We start from the raw sequence: 16858 nt of genomic DNA, 5'->3' as shown, positions 1-16858 counted from the left end.
CAACGAATAGCCATGGACCATTCACCCAACTGGAAGGACCAAGATGCAACGGCTCGGAAATGTGGTGCCCCGCATGATGGCGGTCGGATCGCTCACCGCGCTCGTGCTCGGCGGGGGTATGGCCGGGGTCGGTGTCGCGAACGCGCGGCCGGATGCGGAGCTGTCGGTCGGGAAGGTCGAGGTCAGCGAGGATTCGGCGAAGGTCGAGGTGAAGTACAGCTGCTCGAAGGACGACAAGGTCGTCTATCTCGCCGCCGGTGTGCTGCAGGCGAATCCGAGTCCGGACGAGGCCTCGGGGGAGAAGGTGCAGGAGGCCGAATGCGACGGAAAGACCAAGATGGTCACCGTCGAGGTCGCGGCGGGACAGGGCAAATTCGACAAATCCAAGCCCGCCCTCGTGGCCGCCGGTCTGCTCGATGAGAAGGGTGAGTCGGTGAAGGCGGCCACGACGCATTACAAGCCCGAGTAATCGCGTCCTGCTGTCCGCGACGATGGACAGGCCCGGGGCGCGGCACGAAAGCTCCCGCGCCCCGGGCCGTTTCCCGTCTCAGCCTTCCAGCAATACCGGCAATCGCCCGTGACCGTTGGAGATGAAACTGGGCACGGTCCCCAAATCGTCGGTGGCCAAACGCATTCCGGGGAATCGCGCGAAGATCGCCGACAGCGCGATATCGGCCTCCAACCGGGCCAGCGCGGCACCGAGGCACAAATGCTTTCCCCACCCGAAGGCCAAGTGGTCCTTCTCCTTTCGGGTGATATCGAACTCCTCGGCCGTCGGCCCGTACACCTTCGGATCCCGGTTGGCCGCCGCGTAGGAGGCAAGAATGGCCTCGCCCGCGGCGATCCGGACGGTCCCGGTCGCGGTCTCGAGATCGATGTCCTCGACCGCGTAGCGCAGCGGCAGATGCGCGACGGGCGCCTCGAACCGCAGCGCCTCCTCCACCAGCTCTCGCCACTCGACCGCGCCCGACTCCAGCGCGGCGCGCTGCTCGGGATGGGTCAGCAGCAGGTAGATCGCCTGGTCGAGCAGGTTGACCGTGGTCTCGTGCCCGGCGCTGATGACCAGCAGCAGGGTGTCGACCAACTCCTGCTCGCTCAGCCGCGAACCGTCCTCCTCGTCGCGATGACCGATCAGGACGCTGGTCATGTCGTCGCCGGGATGCTCCCGCCGATACGCGACCAGTTCACGCAGAATCCGTTGCATCTCCAGGTAATTCGCCCCGGCCTGTTCCGGCGTCAGCGACGTGTCGAAGATGCCGTCCACACAGGTCCGCAGCCCCGGCCCCAAACTCTCGGGCACGCCCATGAGTTCGGAGATGACCCGAATGGGCAGCGGATAGCAGTACCCCTCCCGCAGATCGACCGGCTCCCCGGCCGGTGTCTCGGCCAGCCGGTCGAGCAGATCGGCGGCGATGGCCTCGACCCGCGGCCGCATCGCCTCGGTCCGGCGCGGCGAGAACGCGGGCCGCACCAGTTTCCGTAGCCGAGTGTGGTCGTCCCCGTACGCGGTGAACATGTTGTTGACCGCCACCCAGGTGTAGAGCGGCCAGCTCTGCCCGACCTCCTCCTTGATGAAGGCGGGCCAGTGCTGCCGGGCGTCCTTGGATACCCTCGGGTCGAGGAGCAGACCGCGCAGGATCTGTTGATCGGTGATCGACCAGGCCGGCACGCCCTCGGGTAACAGCACCGGGACGACGGGCCCGCGCTCGCGCAGAGTCGCGGACTCGCCCTGGATGTCGGCGCCCGCGACGTCCAGTGTCAACGCGTCGGTGTGCTCCATGTGTATCTCCTCATCTAGACATGCAACGGTGGAGATTTCGGGAAGGTGACCGGCAGCTCGGTCAGGGCCCGGTGGAACGGCCCTGGGCGCCAGACCAATTCGTCGGTCCGGACCGCCAACTGCATGTCGGGAAGGGCGTCGAGGAGCTGATCGACGGCGTCCTGGGCGATCTGGAGTCCCTCCTTGCGGGCGGGGCAGTGATGCTCGCCCGCCGAGAACGCCAGATGCGAGCGATTGCCGCGCACACTCAGCGCGCGGGCCTCCGGATCGCGGTTGCACGCCGCCATACTGATCACCACCGGTTCGTGTGCGGGTAGCCAGGTGTCGTCGATGACGACGGGCTGCCGCGGATAGGTGACGCAGTAGTTCGCCAGTGGTGGATTGGTGAACAGCACCTCGTCCAGCGCGTCCAGCGTGGACAGGCTGCCATCGAGGAGGTTGCCCGCGAACCGCTCGTCGGTGAGCATGAGCAACAGCGTGTTGCTGATCAGATGCACCTGCGGTTCGCTGCCGCCGCCGTGCAGGGTGACCAGTTGATGCGCGATCTCCTCGTCGGTGAGGTTGTTGCGGTGATCGATGAGCCGCGAGGTGATGTCCTGGCCCGGCGACTCCCGTTTGCGCGCGATGTGTTCGAACAGCGCGCCCATCAGCAGCCGGTTGCCCTCGTCGGCGTCACCGGCGGCGTCGAAGATGGCCGCCATCCCCTCGCCGACCTTCTGCAAGGTGTCGGTCTCGAAGCCCAGCAGATGGCCCAGCACCTGGTACACCAGCGGATAGATGTACTGGCTCAGCAGGTCGACGCGCACCATCGCCTCGCCCTCGACGCCGGTGCAGAAGCCGTTGATCAGATCGATGGCGATGCGTTCGATGGCGCGGTGCATCGCGTGCTTGTCCGCGCCGTCGATCGCGTCGCGGTTCGCCTCACCGTAACGGGCATGTGCCAGACCGGAATTGCGCAGCGCGTTGGGCCGCCACTCCAGCATCGGCAGCAACGGGTGACCGGCGGGCAGGCTGCGCTGCCAGATGCGCGGGTCGGCCGGAAAACGGTCGGGATCGTGCAGGATCCGCACCGCGGTGCGATAGCTCAGCACCAGCGTCGCGGGCACCCCCGGGGCGAGTTCGACGGGCGCGAGGGAACCGTACTTGTCCCGTAGCATCTCGCACGCGCCGTGCGGATCGTCGGCGAATGCCTGGTCGTACATCGGAAAACCCGGTTCGCCGCGATCGAACGGCGATTGCCGGATCACCGTGGTGTCGTCGTTCACCGCGGCGGCGGTCGGCCAATGCGACTCGGTCACAGTTGATCTCCAAACTGTCGACGGATCGCTGCGATGAAACCCGTTGAGCAGCAGCCATTCCGTCGTCGTACTACATCGAATACGTTGCGACTCAGGATGTTTCGGGCAATGCTGCCACACGGTACCGCCCCGCGCGAGCGCGCGCGGCTCCGGTCCACGCAAATCCCCCATTCGGTCCCAACGCTCCGAAAGGAACTTAACCGACACCACCAGCCGATGTGGGGCGAACGGCGGCAAATCCACCCCCGAACCAGTAGGGGTGTACCGATCTACCCGATATGTCCGATCCCCGACCACAGATCGCAGTGATGCTGACCCTCGAAACCGTCGCCGACGAGGACGCGATCGCCGCTCAGTTCGAGGGTGCGGTCGGGTTCGGCGGGCCACGGGGTGAAGGCGGGCGTCTCGGGATCGCCGGTGTGGGCGAATCGGGCCCAGCTCTGCTGGATACGGCGGGAGAGCTGATCGGCTACGGGCGGAAGCGGGTAGGGCAGGCCGACGCCGCCGGAGAAGACGTACAGCACGTCGGCCGCGTGAAAGGCGCCGGGCAGCACCGGGTTCTGGCCCAAGGGCGCGTCGTCGAACTGGTACTGCCAGACCCGCCCGCCGCCGTGGCGCGCGGCCCGGGACACGAACAGGGAGGGGCAGGCGAAGAATCCGTCGGTGATCACCTGTCGCTTGGCCTCGGTGGCGGATGCGAAGGCCGACAGCGGGTATCGGTCGAGGACACGATCGGTGTCGGCGCCGAATTCCGTGCGCAGCCAGGCCAGGTAGTCGCTGTCGGTCGGGACGGCGCCGCGGGTGTAGTCCAGCAGGGCGATGAACGTCGCGCCCTCGTTGGTATTGCTGCCGGTGATCAGGGGAATGTCGCGGGCGGCGCCGTTCGCGAGGGCGGTCTCGGGGTCGGTGGTGAGCACGACGCCGTCGAGAATCGGCGTCCAGGTGACGTTCATCGACATGAGCGAGGTGGTAGGGGAGTCCAGCAGGCGGCCCACCGGCAAGGCACGAAGGCATGCCGAACGGCTTGCGGGATCGGCACATCCGAGCGCGGCGGCGTAATCGGCCGAGCGCTGGTAGGCGACCTCCTTGCTCGGCGGTGCGAGCGGACTACGGGCGCAGGAGCCACTTTGGACGATCGCCTTGGCGTAGAGACCGCGGGCCAGCGGGGAGGCGAGCTGGGTGCACACGCTCATGCCGCCCGCCGACTCCCCGAACAGCGTGACATTGTCCGCGTCGCCGCCGAACGCCGCCGCGTTGTCCCGGATCCAGCGCAGCGCGGCCTGCTGATCGAGGGTGCCGTAGGTGCCGGTCGCGCCGCCGTCGGCGTCGGCGAGTTCGGGCAGCGCCAGGAAGCCGAACGGCCCGACGCGGTAGTTGGGGATGGCGACGATGACCTGCCCGTCGCGCACGAGCCGTGCGGGCGAATCGTATTGGGAGTTCGCGCCGAGGACGAACGCGCCACCGTAGAGCCACACCATCACCGGCAGTTTCGCGTCGGCGGGATGGTCGGGGACGTAGACGTCGATGTTCAGGCAGTCCTCGCTCGACGGCCACAGCGGCGCACCGGTCGGCAGGGTGGGGGCCTGCGGACAGGCCGGGCCGTGCTCGACGGCCGGACGGGTTCCGGTCCAGGCGGGAGCGGGTCGTGGTGGCGCGAAACGGTTTTCGCCCGCGGTCGACGCCCCGAAGGGCACGCCGAGATATTGGACGATACCGTCGGCGCGCCGCCCGCTGATCTCGCCACCGCTCACGGTCGTCACCGGCGCGTCGCCGGGGGCCGCGCCGACGGTCGCGGGCACGGCCGCCGCGAGCAGGCCGAGGATCGCGACGAGGGACCACAGCCAGGCCGAAGACTGCCGACGCGCTGCCGGAATGGAGACGCCCATGTCCCGCTCCTGCTTCTTTTGATGCAAAAGTATTAGGGCGAAAGGGTAGCGGCACACCGGCGTTCGAGCCATGGGTATCGGGTGACGAATTCGAGCGATGTCACTTTTCGGCCAGCGCGGCCAGCAGGCGTCGCAGGGCGGGCAGGGCGTCCTCGATGGCTCGCCGGTCCGCGGCGGGCAGGTCGCCGAGGATCTCGCGCAGCATGGCCGAACTGGCCCGGTCGTAGCGCGCGAGGAGGTCGCGGGCCCGCGGCGAGGCGACGAGCAGCGCTCCCCGACCATCCGACGGCAGGGGACGCCGCTCGATCAGTCCCGCGGTGGTCATGGCCCGCACGAGATTGCTGATCGTCGACTGCGCCACCTTCAATTCGCTGGACGCGCGGCCCGGCGGCAGGCCGTCGGTGGCGACGAGCAGCCGCAGCAATTCGATCTGCGCCTCCGGCAGATCCGGCAGATCCGCGGCGGCCCGGGTCTGTCGGAGCACCGCCCGGCGCAGCGGGCCGAGCAGCGCGCTGAGCTGGGCCTCGGGCGAGGTCGCCCGGGATGGGACCGGATCGGCTGGCGCGTTCACGCTCCCATTCTGCCCGCGTCGATGCGTGGAATCCGTCGCCGCCCGGCTTGACGGCCTCGTCGGCGAGGATGGTCGGCCGCTGGCCCGCGATATCGACAATGGCCCTCCACCGCAACGATTTTCGCCTCGCGGCCGGAGGTTCGGTCAGGCATCGTCGGAACGTATTGAGCCGTAAGCGATTTCGTGGAACGCCCCGCGCAGCAACGCGGTCACCCGTTCCGGTTCGGCTTCGGCCACTCCGTCCAGGCGCAGCAGGTGGCGGGCGATGACCGCGCCGATGGTGACCGCGCCGAGGAGTCCGGCGCGCAGGTCCGCGTCGTCGGGCGCGAGGTGGGCCGCGGCCTGGCGCTGCCGGGCGACCATGCCGGAGCGGACCTCGCTCAGGGCGTCGGGGTGGGTGAACATGGAGCGCAACGCCGCGAGCGCCTCGGTGGGTTCGTCGGCGAGTTTGTGTTCGAGGGCGGTCAGCAGTTGTTCGGCCGCCTGCTCGGGGGTTCCGGTCACGTGGTCGTCGTCGCCGAACGCCGCCGCGCGGGCGAACAGGTCGTCCTTGGAACCGAAGTAGCGCATGACGAGCCCCGGGTCGGCGTCGGCCTCGGCGGCGATCGCGCGGATGGTCGCTCGGTCGTAGCCGAGTTCGGCGAACAGCTTCCGGGCTGCGGTCAGAATGCGGGCCTCGGTGCGATTGCGTTGTTCGGCGCGACGGGAACTCATCCGGTCAGTCTACGTGCGTTGACTGGGCGGGCGGCGAGGTGTTAGCTTCGGTCTACGCTTGTTGACCGAGAGTGAGGGTGATCGCCGTGTGGCATACGATCCTGCTGTCCGCCCTGGCCGGGCTCATGGGGGCCAATGCCGTCCCGCATTTCGTGAAAGGCATGGTGGGCGAGCCGTTTCCGAATGTCTGGGGCAATGATCCGCTGCGCAATGCGGTCGCGGGGGTCCTCGGGCTCGCGCTCGCCGCCGGGTTCGGGGTGTGGGCCGGGCTGTCGGATCATCCGGTCGCGGGGAGCGTGAGCGGTCTGGCGGGGGCCTTGCTCATGGCCGTGTTCCACGGGCGGCGGGGTGCGTTCCGGCTGAACTCCCGGCTCGGACTGCCCACTCCGCCGGGTCCGGAGCCGATCGCCTGATTGCGGACCGATCGGTCGCCTCGCGTGCCATGATGTGAGATAGCTGATCGTTCGCCTGATCGGGTACTCGCGAAGGAGTCTCGCTCATGACACACGCATCACGACCCGGAGCACGAAACGCGGTCGCGGCCGGGGTCTCGCTCGGCGCGGCGGTTCTGCTCATCACCGTCGGGGTCCTGTCCATTCTGGAGGGCATCTCCGCGGTGGCCTCCGACCAGTTGTTCGTGGCCGGCGCCGACTACCTGTACGAACTCGACGTCACCGGCTGGGGCTGGATCCACATCGTCCTCGGCATCCTGCTCATCGTCGCCGCCATCGGCCTCGCCACCGGCACCACCTGGGGCCGCGTCGCCGCCATGACCCTGGCCGCCCTGTCCATCGTCGGCAACTTCCTCTGGCTCCCCTACTACCCCTGGTGGTCCATCCTCGTCATAGCCCTCGACATAGTCGTCATCTGGGCCATCGCCACCTGGAACCCCGACAAGACCCCCACCCCCTAACGCAACCCAGCCGCACCCCTTATTCGGATCCGCACCCCTTTCAGAGCTATGGAAGGGGTGCGGATTCGAATAAAGGGTGCGGCTGAGTTGGAGGACCTTTCAAGGGGTGCGCCATTTGTGGGTGTCGAGGGTGCTGCTGGCTTGGGGGCCCATGAGGAGCATGCCGCCGTCGACGACGTAGGAGGCGCCGGTGATGTAGCTGGCGGCGGGGGTGGTGAGGAAGGCTACGACGGCGGCGACCTCCTTGGCGTGGCCGGGGCGGCCGAGGGGGATGCCGGGACGGGATTCGGTGCGTGGGTCGGTGTCCTCTTGGCTGGTCATGGGGGTCGAGATCTCGCCTGGCGCAACGGAATTCACGGTGATGTCGTGTTCGGCCAGTTCCAGGGCGAGCACCTTGGTGAGGGCGCCGAGACCGGCCTTGGCCGCGCAGTAGGGGGCGGAACCCACGCGGGGCGCGTGCTCGTGGACGCTGGTGATATTGACGATCCGGCCGCCCCGCCCGGCGTCGATCATGCGCCGGGCCGCGCGCTGCGAACAGAGGAACGCGCCGTCCAGATCGACCGACAGCACCTGCCGCCAGGTGTCGAAATCCATATCCATCGCCTTCTGCGCCGAGCCGGTGCCCGCGCAGTTGACCAGGACATCGATGCCCCCGAGCTCGTCGGCCAGCTCGTCGACGACGCCCGCGGCGGTGGGCGGATCGGTGAGATCGAGGTGCCGGACCGCCGCGCGGACGCCCTGTTCGCGCACCTGATCCGCGGTGCGCTGGGCGCCGGTCTCGTCCTGGTGGAAGGTGATTCCGACGTCGACGCCGCCGCCCGCGAGGGCCACCGCGATCGCCGCGCCGATACCGGAATCGGATCCGGTCACCACGGCCCGCATCGGCGCGCCGGTCCGGTCTTGCGGGAGAGGAGCGGAAGCAACCATGCTCGACGGCTACCCGGCGCAGCCGGCGACACACATCACTTGGCGTCCCAATAGCATTCGACCACCGCCGTCGTGAACGGGAACCGCACCGGCGTCGGTCCGAACGTGAGCCGCCCCGCCGCCTCCGCCGCGGTCGTGACGACCGCCGCGACGGTCTCGGCCTCCTCGGCCGGGCAGTGCACGATCACCTCGTCGTGCTGGAAGAACACCAGTTCCGCCCGCGATCCCGCCCGAAAGATCAACTGCCGCAATGTCGCCAGCAACGACAGCGCCCAATCGGCCGCACTGCCCTGGACCACGAAGTTGCGGGTGAACCGCCCCCGAGCCCGCGCCGCGGCGGCGGTGAGCTCCCCGTCCACCGGCGGACAGGTGCGCCCCAGCCAGGTGCGGACGAGACGGCCCTCCTCGCCCGCGCGGGCCGCGTCGTCGACGTAGGCCACCGCGGCCGGATAGCGGCGGCGCAGTTCGGCGAGGTGTTTCAGCGCGTCGCCGGAGGTCTGTCCGTACATCGCGCCCAGCATCGCGATCTTGGCCTGATCGCGGTCGCCGTCGAAGTCGCGCGCCGCCAGGTCGGCGTACAGATCCTCCCCGCGCCCGGCCACCTCCATCAGACCGCGATCGCGTGAGATCGCCGCCAGCACACGGGGTTCCATCTGGTCGGCGTCGGCGACCACCAGTCGCCACCCGGGATCGGCGCGCACCGCCTGCCGGATGATCTTCGGAATTTGCAGCGCCCCACCGCCATTGGTGGTCCAGCGGCCCGAAACCGTTCCGCCGGGCAGATATTCGGGTCGGAAGCGGCCGTCGTGCACCCACTGGTCCAGCCAGGACCAGCCGTGCGCGGTGTAGAGCCGATACAACGTCTTGTAGGCCAGCAGCGGTTCCACCGCCGGATGCTCGACCCGTTGCAGCTCCCATTTGCGGGTGGAGGACAACAGGATTCCCGCCCGTCCGAACGCCTTGATGATCTCCTGGGACAGATCCGGCCGCACCCGCGCGCCGAAGGCCCGCGACACCTCCTCGGCCAGCTCCGCCATCCGCCGCGGTTCCATTCCGCCCGGAAAGCGTTCGCCCAGTAGGGAATCCAGCAGCTCGCGATGGATGTCGGCGCGCCACGGGATGCCGGTGCGCGACATCTCGGTCGCGACCAGCATTCCCGCCGATTCGGCCGCCAGCAGCAGCCGCATCCGCTCCGGATGTTCGGTCCGCGCGGTCCGCGCCAGCTGCCCGGCGTAGACCTCGAGCAGCGCGTCCAGTTCGTCGGTGCCCGTGGGCAGTGGCACCGGGCCGGATTCGAACAGGGACGGCTGGGTCTGCGCCGCGCGGGCGGGACCGTCGGCCGGGACCGGAAGTCCGTGCAGCCGAGCCCAACTCGCCGCCAGCGACCGCGCCTGGCCCGACTGCCCCTCCTCGTGCCCGATCAGCAGCGCCTCCGCGGCCTCCACGTCGTAGCAGCGCTCGACCCGCACCCCCGCGGCCAGCAGCCGCCGATAGATCGCACTGGTCGACCGCCACACCCACCGCTCGACCTCCGGCCGCGCCCGCACCGCCTCGACGAGCGAGGGCTCGACCACCACCGGCCCCGCGGCTCGCCCGTCGGCGTCGACCGGGCACAGCCGCGCCCCGCCGTCGCCGGTCTCGGCCAGTGCCCATCGCATGGGCACGAGTCTGGCATCGACCACCGACAACCAGCGCCGACCCGCCGCCGGTGGTCTTCCCGTGGCACACCGCGGCGTCGCTATGTCTCGTCGCGGGGGGTAAGTCCGCGCTGAGGCTCCACACGCGGCCATCGGGTCGCCGTGGCCGGGCGGTCGGTCATCACGTCCAGCGCTGAGGTTCCGCAACGCCGCCATCAGGTCCCCGTGGCCGGGACGGTCGGTCATCACGTCCAGCGCTGAGGTTCCGCAACGCGGCCATCGGGTCACCGACCCCGCGGTCGGGACGATCGGTCATAACGTCCAGCTCGGCCGAGATGTCGCGCCGCGCCGAACGCCTCACACCTGACGCAGAAAGTCCTCGGCCAGCGTGCGCGCGTCGAGCCCCGCGGGGTCACGGCCGCTCAACACCCAGTAGAAGGCAGGCCCGATCAGCAACGCCGTGGCCCGCTCGATCGGCACCCGCGAATCCGGAAGGGCCCGTTCGACGACCACGCGCGCGCTGTCGCCGAGAATGTCCTTGCCCGCGAGCAATTCCGCGACCGCCGGATCGTGCTGGGCCTCCCCGAGCAGCGCCCGGTACGCGGCCCCCGCCGGGGACCGCCACAGGAAGCGCACCAGTGCCTCCAGGTAGGCGGTGAGGTCGTCGAGGGGCGATCCCGCCGGTTCGATCGCCAACTCCTGCTCGGCGTCGGCCGCACCGGCCTCGAACAGGATCTCCGCCTTGGTCGACCACCAGCGGTACACCGTCTGCCGTCCGACCCCGGCCCGCTCGGCGATGCCCTTCATCGTCATTGCCGCGTAACCGATCTCGACCAGCAGGTCGTCGACCGCCTGCAACACCGCCACCCGCGCCTGTTCGCTGCGAGGGCGGCCCACTCGACCGCGCGCGTCGTCCACGTCACAACTATAGCGAGACACCGTGACTCGTTATATGCTCTCGTTTCGAGACACTATGACTCGTATTTCTAAGGAGGTCACACCGATGCGTGTATTCGAAAACCGTCTATCGGCGAGATCGCGGCGGGACCGTACGCCGATGGGTGAGCCGGTGGGGTCCCCGCCGCGCTCCGGATCGGTTCTCGCGTGCGTGTGTGCGTGTACGGCCCTGGTCGTGGGTTTGGTGGCGGCGATCAATCTGGCGGTGCCGATGGTCGCGGCGAGCGGGTTGCGGCCGAGCGGGGCGCAGCTGTTGTGGATCGTGGACGCCTATATCGTCGTCTTCGCGTGTCTGGTGATTCCGGGTGGCGCGGCGGGGGACCGGTTCGGGCGCAAGGGCGCGCTGCTGGCCGGTCTGCTGACTTTCGCTGGGGGAGCGGCCGTTTCGGCCCTCGCACCGAATGTCGCGCTCCTGCTGGCGGGGCGGGCGATCACCGGTGTGGGAGCGGCGCTGGTGCTGCCGAACGCCCTGGGTGTGCTCGTGCACGCGACCGCGCCCGAGGGTCGGGGCCGCGCGCTGGCGGTCTGGGCCGCGATGACCGGTATCGGCGGACTGCTCGGAAACATCGGTGGCGCAACGGTTCTCACCGCCGGGTCGTGGCGGGGGCTGTTCGCGGCGATCGTCCCGGTCGCCCTGGGTTGCGCGCTGTGGGTGGGGCTGGTCGCGCCGCGCAGTGCCCGGCATTACCGCCGACTCGATCCGGTGGGCACGGTGCTGTTTGTGGCGGCCACGGTGGCGCTGCTGGTCGGCATCATCGAGGGTCCCGAAGGGGGCTGGGGCAGCGGTGTCGTGCTCGGTGCGTTCGCGTGCTGCGGTGTGCTCGGGGCACTGTGGGTGGCGGTCGAAATCCGTTCGCCCGCACCGTTGCTCGATCCGCGGCTGTTCCGGATCCCACTGCTCGCCAGCGCGTGCCTGGGCATGCTGGTAACGTTCTTCGGCAGCTTCGGCCTGTTCTATCTCAATGCCTCGCTGTTGCAGTACGGCCGCGGCTACCCGGTCCTGCTGACCGGGCTCGGGGTGCTTCCGCTGTCGTTGCCGCTGCTGGCCGGGTCGCGCTACGTTCCGGGACTGGTGCGGCGGATCGGGGTCCCGGCGACGCTGGGCGCGGCCTTCCTGGCCACCGGCCTGGGCCTGTTCGGCCTGTCCACGTCCGCGCACCAACCCTACCCCGCCTACGCGGCCTGGCTGGTGGTGATCGGCATCGGCATCACGCTGGCGCTGCCCTGCCTGACCGCCGAACTCACCGCGGCCCTGCCGGTCGAGCGGGCCGGGGTGGCGGGCGGATTGCAGTCGGCCACAAGGGAATTGGGCAGCGCGTTGGGCGTCGCCGTCGTGGGCACCGTGCTGACCGCGACGTTCACCCGGCGACTGCCGATGATCTCGGGCCACACTCCGCGCACGGTCGCGCAGGCGCTCACGGTGGCCCCGGACCGCGGGGCCGCGATCGTCGACGCCTTCACCGACGGGGCGGTCTCCGCGTTGCGGGTGGCGGCGTTGGTCACGGTGACGGCGGGCGCTGTGGTCGTGGCCGTGGTGGTGCGGAAGGACCCCTCGTCCGGGGGACCCCGCTAGCCTCCGGGCGTCGGCGCCGCCGCGGGCGCTGATGCGGCGGCGCCGACTATCCGAGATCGCCCCAGGCTGAATTGGGGCGAGTACGAGCCGAAGGGACGGCCCGTGTGTTAGCACGGTAGTCCAAAAGCGGGCCGAGAATGTTGTGATACGCCCCAATTGGGGGGTGATGATTGTTACTCGGGGTAACAGGGCTGGTGAGGGCGGTGTGGCGGCGGAACCCGACCGGGAGTCGGTTGTCGCCCCGCGTCAGTCCGCGAGGCGGAGCAGGGCGTAGTGGGTGGTGCCCTCGGGGCTCGAGTAGGTGCGGAACAGATCGGCTAGCCGATGGACCAGGAGCAGGCCGCGCCCGCCGAACTGGCCGGGCTGCGGTGGGTGGCGGCCGGCGAGGGGGTCGGTGATGTGGCCCGGGTCGCGGGTCTCGCAGACCAGGTAGTCGCCCTCGCGGCGCAGGCGGAGTTCGCAGTGGCCGTCGGTGTGCTCGAGGCTGTTGGTCGCCAGTTCGGTGACGATGAGTTCGAGATCGGGTACGCGGCGCGGCGACAGGCCCAGTCCCAGGGCGCGGTCCGCCGCCGTGTGCCGGGCGCGGGCCACGTCGGCCGGGGCGGCCACGACCAGATCCGGCAGGTCGTCGAAGGCGAACAGTCGCTGGTTGTACCGGTCGACGACGGCGTCGGGCTCGTAGTCCGGGCTGTCGTAGCGCCGCCCGGCCGCCCAGATCTCGGGATGGGTCCGGCGGGCGTCGGCGACCGCGACGTCGTCGAGAGTCGTTGTGTCGTAAGGGCATACGATCGTCACGTCGCGTTCCACGAAGGCGAAGTTGATCAGCGCCTCGTGCTGCGCGCACGCCGGATACTCCCATTCGTCGCGCCCGGCCCAGATCGGCTCGCCCACGATCCGTACGTGCCGATCGGGGTGGGCGTCGGCGAATTCGCGCAGCACCCCGGCGATGATCCGCCCCGGATTGCGTCCGGCCTCGCGCATATCGATCAGGGTGATGTCGTCGGCGGCCTTGCCCAGCGCCGAGCGCAGCAGCCGGAGTCGATCGCCCGGCACCGCCGCGGCGGCGGGCCCGTCGCCCTCGGTCAGGAACGGCACGAGCCCGTCCAGGTACTCCTCGTCCGACCCGTAGAAGAGTGCGGGATGCACGAATGTCGGGGTCATGCCACTTCCTCCACCTGCACGTCCATCTCCAACACGTCCACCAGCCGCGCCGCGCCCGGCCAGCCGGTCCGCAACACCAGGCGGGCGTCCCGCGCGGCGGCGTACTCGGCGAGCCGGAGCAGGCTGTGGTGGTCGAGGAACCGCAGGTTCGTCGCGTCGATCGTCAACCGGCCGTCCTCGGGTGCGGGCGCGGCCTGCCGCAGCACGGTGGGGAACAGCGCGCGGCTGAGCGTATCCAGTTCGCCGCCGAGCGCGGCGGAATGCCCGGCGGCGCCGAACAAGCGAAATCCGAAGGCCGCGTTGGCATTCGGATGCTGACAGGCGAGCTGGATCAGGGTCGACTCGGGCAGCTCCGCGCTGTGGTAGGCGCACATCGCCGAGAACGGCCGGGTCGCCATGTAGCGATCCACCAGCCACTCGTACCGCGCGAACGCCGCGAGCTGCGCGGGCGTGCGCACCAGCGAGGTGGCGTCCGCGGCGATCCGCAATCCGGTGTACCCGGCGGCCAGCGCGGCCTCGGTCGCCTCGGCGTAGACGCGCACCTGGGCCTCGGGATCGACCGAATGTCCGGCGGAATAGACCTCCTCGACCGAGACCACGCGGGCCCGGCCGTCGCGCAGCGCGTCGGCCCATCCGTCGAGTTCGCCGAGATGCCCGGCCAATTCGGCCGCGCCGCCCGCGGCCACGTACCAGACCCGGGCGCCGAGCCGCAGCCCGTCGGCGAGGAATTCGCGGGCCCGGAGCCGGAACTCGTCGGGCCGGTCGAAACTCCAGCAGACGTGATCGTGTGACCCCAACCCCCGCGCATGGTGGACCAGCCCGGACCTTCGCACGAGGCCGAGTGTAGCCCGCCCGGTTTCGTGGCCTACTTACCCAGGGCTTTTTGCAGCTGGCCCTTGGTCATCCGGGACCGGCCCTTGATGCCGCGCTGGCGCGCCTCGTTGTAGAGCTGGTCGCGCGTCGGGCCCTTGGGCCGATTGGTGCCCGAGCGCTGGCCGCCGCGGCTCTGCGGGGACTTGTCCTGCGTGGACGAGCGGCTGGCGGTGCGGGACTGACCGGACTGGGCGCGGTTCTTGTTGACCGTGCGGGCCGCGATCTCCTTCGCCCGGCCGCTGCTCGCCCCGCGGTCGCGGGCCGAATCCTTCACGTGCTCGTACTGACGCTCCTGCTTCGCCGTCCATTCCTTCGGCATGTCACACCTCCTGTGCGCGACATACCCCTTCACGCTCGGCCGAATCCATCGGTGCGACGCTGACCGGATGCCGCCCGGTCCAATCGGTGAGCGTCCAGTCGGCGGGCAGGCCGTGCACGCGACCGTCGGTGCCCTCGGCCTCGATGGTCACCGAGACCGGGCCGAGGCGCAGATCGGCCAGCACCAGGTTGCCCCAGCGCTCGGGAAGGCAAGGGGCCAAGGCGATTTCGCGGCCGGGGACGTTCGGTTCGAGGCCCAGGAACGACCGGACCAGCAGCAGCGGCGTGGCCGACGCCCACGCCTGGGGGGAGCAGGACGTGGGATAGGGCACGGGCGTGCGGAACTGGTCGCGCGGGAAACCGCAGAACAACTCGGGCAGCCGCCCGTCGAAGGCGAGCGCCGCGTCGATCAATCCCTCGGCCAGCCGTTCGGCCAGTTCGATCGCGCCGGGCAGATGCCGGTAGCGCAGCAGCCCGGCGACGCCGATCGCGGTGTCGTGCGGCCAGATCGAACCGTTGTGGTAGCTCATCGGGTTGTAGGCGCCCATGTTCGCGGCGAGGGTGCGCAGGCCGAAGCCGTCGCTCATGGCGGGGGAGGACAGTTGCTCGATGAGTTGCGCGGCGCGATCGTCGGGCACGATGCCCGTCCACAGACAGTGCGCCACATTGCTGGTGAGCGAGTCGACGCGGCGCTTGCGGTGATCGAGAGCCATTGCGTACCAACCGGATTCGGGGATCCAGAACGCCTCGTCGAACTGCTTGCGCAACTGCTGGGCCTGGTCGCGCAGCCGGTCGGCGGTGTCGGTGTCGCCGCGCGCCTCGGCCATCGCGGCCCGCGCCATCCGCGCGGCGTAGACGTAGCCCTGCACCTCGCACAGCGCGATCGGCGCCTCGGCCAGATGACCGGACACGTCGTTGATCGCGTCGAAGCTGTCCTTCCAGCCCTGGTTGGCCAGCCCGCGATCGGTTTTGCGCTGGTACTCGACGAACCCGTCGCCGTCGCAGTCGCCGAAGTGGTCGATCCACGACAGCGCGGCGTCGGCGGCGGGCAGCAGTTCCTCGACGGCGCCGTCCGCGCCCCAGCGGCGGCACTGGTCGAGCAGCATCACGAAAAGCGGTGTGGCGTCGACGGTTCCGTAGTAGACGCTGCCGCCGAGCACCCGGTCCCCGGCCGGGCCGCGGCGCATCTCGTGCATGATGCGGCCCGGTTCCTCCTCGGTGAGCGGATCGACGGTGCGGCCCTGCAATTCGGCCAGCTGCCGCAACGTGCCGACGGCCAGATCGCTGTCCAGCAGCAGCGCCATCCACGAGGTGAGCAGGCTGTCGCGGCCGAACAGGGTCATGAACCAGGGCGCGCCCGCGGCCACGTACGCCGGTGGACCGTCGCCGTCCTCGTCGCCGCGCGGCGTGCCCTCGATGCGCAGCGCGCCCAGATCGCTCTCGGTGTGCCGCAGCACGTGGGTGAATCCGGCGTCGGAGGCGGTCAGATTGGTCGACGAGGCCCGCCACGCCTTCATCCGCCGCGCCGGGTTGTCCTCCTCGGTGATCGACATGCGGACCGGATGATGGTTGACGACGGGCTGGGCCAGCAGCGTGGTCTTCCACTCGCCGTGCGCGGGGACCAGGGCCCGCCAGGTGATCGCGCCCGGCAGCACCTGCGGCTGTCCGGTCGCGGTGAGCAGCAGGCCGCGGCCGTTGTCGTTGTGATCGGACAGCCGCAACTGCTCGCCGACCACCACGGCGTCGGCGCTGCCCAGATGCGTGCGCCCCTCCTTCACCGCGAACAGGTCGGCGAAGTCGGCGTCGGCGTGCACGGTGATGGTGAGCGCGGTGTCCTCGTTGCCGAGGTTGTGCACGGTGAGGATCTCGGTGAGACCCTCGCCGATGAGTCGGCGCCGCTCGATCATGACGGTGCTGTCGGCGAGTCCGGCCCGCGGCGGCTTGCGCAGCACGAACCGCACCTTGAACGCCTCGGCCGCCTGCACGGTCAACGGTTCCAGCGGATGCCCGTCCACCCGCACCTCCCATCGCGAGAGCACCCGGGTATCCCGGTAGTACAGCCCCTGCGGTCCGCCCGGCCGAATGTCCCCCAACTGATCGGACAGACAGAACGTACTGGCCTCGACCAGCGTGATGGTCGGCTGCCCGCCCACCCCGATGGGCGGTCCGGCGTTGAAGATCCGCGGCGCGGTCATGACGCCCACCGCCTCGTCCGGCCACCACCGTGGGACAAGGTACTGCTCATCGCAT

The 16858-nt window shown here is 69.9% G+C and carries 16 protein-coding genes; 4 read left to right on the top strand and 12 right to left on the bottom strand.

Annotated elements, in window-relative coordinates:
- Nucleotides 1-43: 43 nt before the first annotated feature.
- Nucleotides 44-469: a hypothetical protein gene (locus ACWDSJ_RS33100; RefSeq protein ID WP_450036624.1), complete on the top strand. Its 426-nt coding sequence runs from the start codon at nt 44-46 to the stop codon at nt 467-469.
- A 78-nt stretch (nt 470-547) separates the two neighbouring features.
- On the opposite strand, the gene ACWDSJ_RS33095 is transcribed toward ACWDSJ_RS33100, so the two are convergent.
- The 5 genes from ACWDSJ_RS33095 to ACWDSJ_RS33075 all read right to left on the bottom strand — a co-directional run bounded on the left by ACWDSJ_RS33095 (nt 548) and on the right by ACWDSJ_RS33075 (nt 6249).
- Complete coding sequence (locus ACWDSJ_RS33095; RefSeq protein ID WP_450036622.1) at nt 548-1780, bottom strand: cytochrome P450 family protein; 1233 nt, start codon at nt 1778-1780, stop codon at nt 548-550.
- Nucleotides 1781-1794: 14 nt separating this feature from the next.
- Nucleotides 1795-3078, bottom strand: a complete 1284-nt coding sequence (locus tag ACWDSJ_RS33090) for a cytochrome P450 (RefSeq protein WP_450036620.1) — start codon at nt 3076-3078, stop codon at nt 1795-1797.
- 269 nt (nt 3079-3347) lie between these two features.
- The gene (locus tag ACWDSJ_RS33085) at nt 3348-4964 is read right to left on the bottom strand and encodes a carboxylesterase/lipase family protein (protein WP_450036618.1); all 1617 of its coding nucleotides are present in this window, start codon (nt 4962-4964) and stop codon (nt 3348-3350) included.
- 100 nt (nt 4965-5064) lie between these two features.
- Nucleotides 5065-5535 carry a MarR family winged helix-turn-helix transcriptional regulator gene (locus ACWDSJ_RS33080; RefSeq protein WP_450036616.1) on the bottom strand — a complete coding sequence of 157 codons (471 nt, stop codon included), beginning with the start codon at nt 5533-5535 and terminating at the stop codon, nt 5065-5067.
- Nucleotides 5536-5679: 144 nt separating this feature from the next.
- Nucleotides 5680-6249: a TetR/AcrR family transcriptional regulator gene (locus ACWDSJ_RS33075; protein WP_450036614.1), complete on the bottom strand. Its 570-nt coding sequence runs from the start codon at nt 6247-6249 to the stop codon at nt 5680-5682.
- 86 nt (nt 6250-6335) lie between these two features.
- On the opposite strand from ACWDSJ_RS33075, the gene ACWDSJ_RS33070 reads away from it, so the two are divergent.
- Nucleotides 6336-6662 carry a hypothetical protein gene (locus ACWDSJ_RS33070; protein WP_450036612.1) on the top strand — a complete coding sequence of 109 codons (327 nt, stop codon included), beginning with the start codon at nt 6336-6338 and terminating at the stop codon, nt 6660-6662.
- Between the two features lie 86 nt (nt 6663-6748).
- Complete coding sequence (locus ACWDSJ_RS33065; protein WP_387363156.1) at nt 6749-7162, top strand: DUF7144 family membrane protein; 414 nt, start codon at nt 6749-6751, stop codon at nt 7160-7162.
- A 99-nt stretch (nt 7163-7261) separates the two neighbouring features.
- Here the strand turns inward: ACWDSJ_RS33065 and ACWDSJ_RS33060 are convergent, their stop codons facing one another.
- From ACWDSJ_RS33060 to ACWDSJ_RS33050, 3 genes are all read right to left on the bottom strand, one after another.
- Complete coding sequence (locus ACWDSJ_RS33060) at nt 7262-8089, bottom strand: SDR family oxidoreductase (protein WP_450036609.1); 828 nt, start codon at nt 8087-8089, stop codon at nt 7262-7264.
- A 35-nt stretch (nt 8090-8124) separates the two neighbouring features.
- Nucleotides 8125-9747, bottom strand: coding sequence for a bifunctional 3'-5' exonuclease/DNA polymerase (locus ACWDSJ_RS33055; protein ID WP_450036607.1), 1623 nt, complete (start codon nt 9745-9747; stop codon nt 8125-8127).
- 336 nt (nt 9748-10083) lie between these two features.
- Entirely contained in the window at nt 10084-10644 is a 561-nt protein-coding gene (locus ACWDSJ_RS33050) for a TetR/AcrR family transcriptional regulator (protein ID WP_450036605.1), read from the bottom strand.
- An 85-nt stretch (nt 10645-10729) separates the two neighbouring features.
- Here ACWDSJ_RS33050 and ACWDSJ_RS33045 point away from each other — a divergent pair, with 85 nt between their 5' ends.
- Nucleotides 10730-12256: an MFS transporter gene (locus tag ACWDSJ_RS33045; protein WP_450036603.1), complete on the top strand. Its 1527-nt coding sequence runs from the start codon at nt 10730-10732 to the stop codon at nt 12254-12256.
- Between the two features lie 246 nt (nt 12257-12502).
- Here the strand turns inward: ACWDSJ_RS33045 and ACWDSJ_RS33040 are convergent, their stop codons facing one another.
- Genes ACWDSJ_RS33040 through ACWDSJ_RS33025 form a run of 4 tightly spaced genes read right to left on the bottom strand, consistent with a single transcriptional unit; the run spans nt 12503 to nt 16803 of the window.
- Nucleotides 12503-13417: an anti-sigma factor RsbA family regulatory protein gene (locus ACWDSJ_RS33040; RefSeq protein ID WP_450036601.1), complete on the bottom strand. Its 915-nt coding sequence runs from the start codon at nt 13415-13417 to the stop codon at nt 12503-12505.
- Complete coding sequence (locus tag ACWDSJ_RS33035) at nt 13414-14250, bottom strand: MEDS domain-containing protein (protein ID WP_450036599.1); 837 nt, start codon at nt 14248-14250, stop codon at nt 13414-13416. Before ACWDSJ_RS33035 ends, ACWDSJ_RS33040 begins: the two co-directional genes overlap by 4 nt.
- A gap of 32 nt (nt 14251-14282) precedes the next feature.
- Entirely contained in the window at nt 14283-14609 is a 327-nt protein-coding gene (locus ACWDSJ_RS33030) for a plasmid stabilization protein (protein ID WP_387363175.1), read from the bottom strand.
- Nucleotide 14610: 1 nt separating this feature from the next.
- Nucleotides 14611-16803 (bottom strand): amylo-alpha-1,6-glucosidase, encoded by a 2193-nt coding sequence (locus ACWDSJ_RS33025; RefSeq protein ID WP_450036596.1) that lies wholly within the window; start codon nt 16801-16803, stop codon nt 14611-14613.
- Nucleotides 16804-16858 lie beyond the last annotated feature (55 nt).

The sequence above is a fragment of the Nocardia sp. NPDC003482 genome (assembly GCF_053588115.1).
Note: the sequence above shows the minus strand (reverse complement) of the source record. Positions and strands in the feature narration are given on the sequence as shown.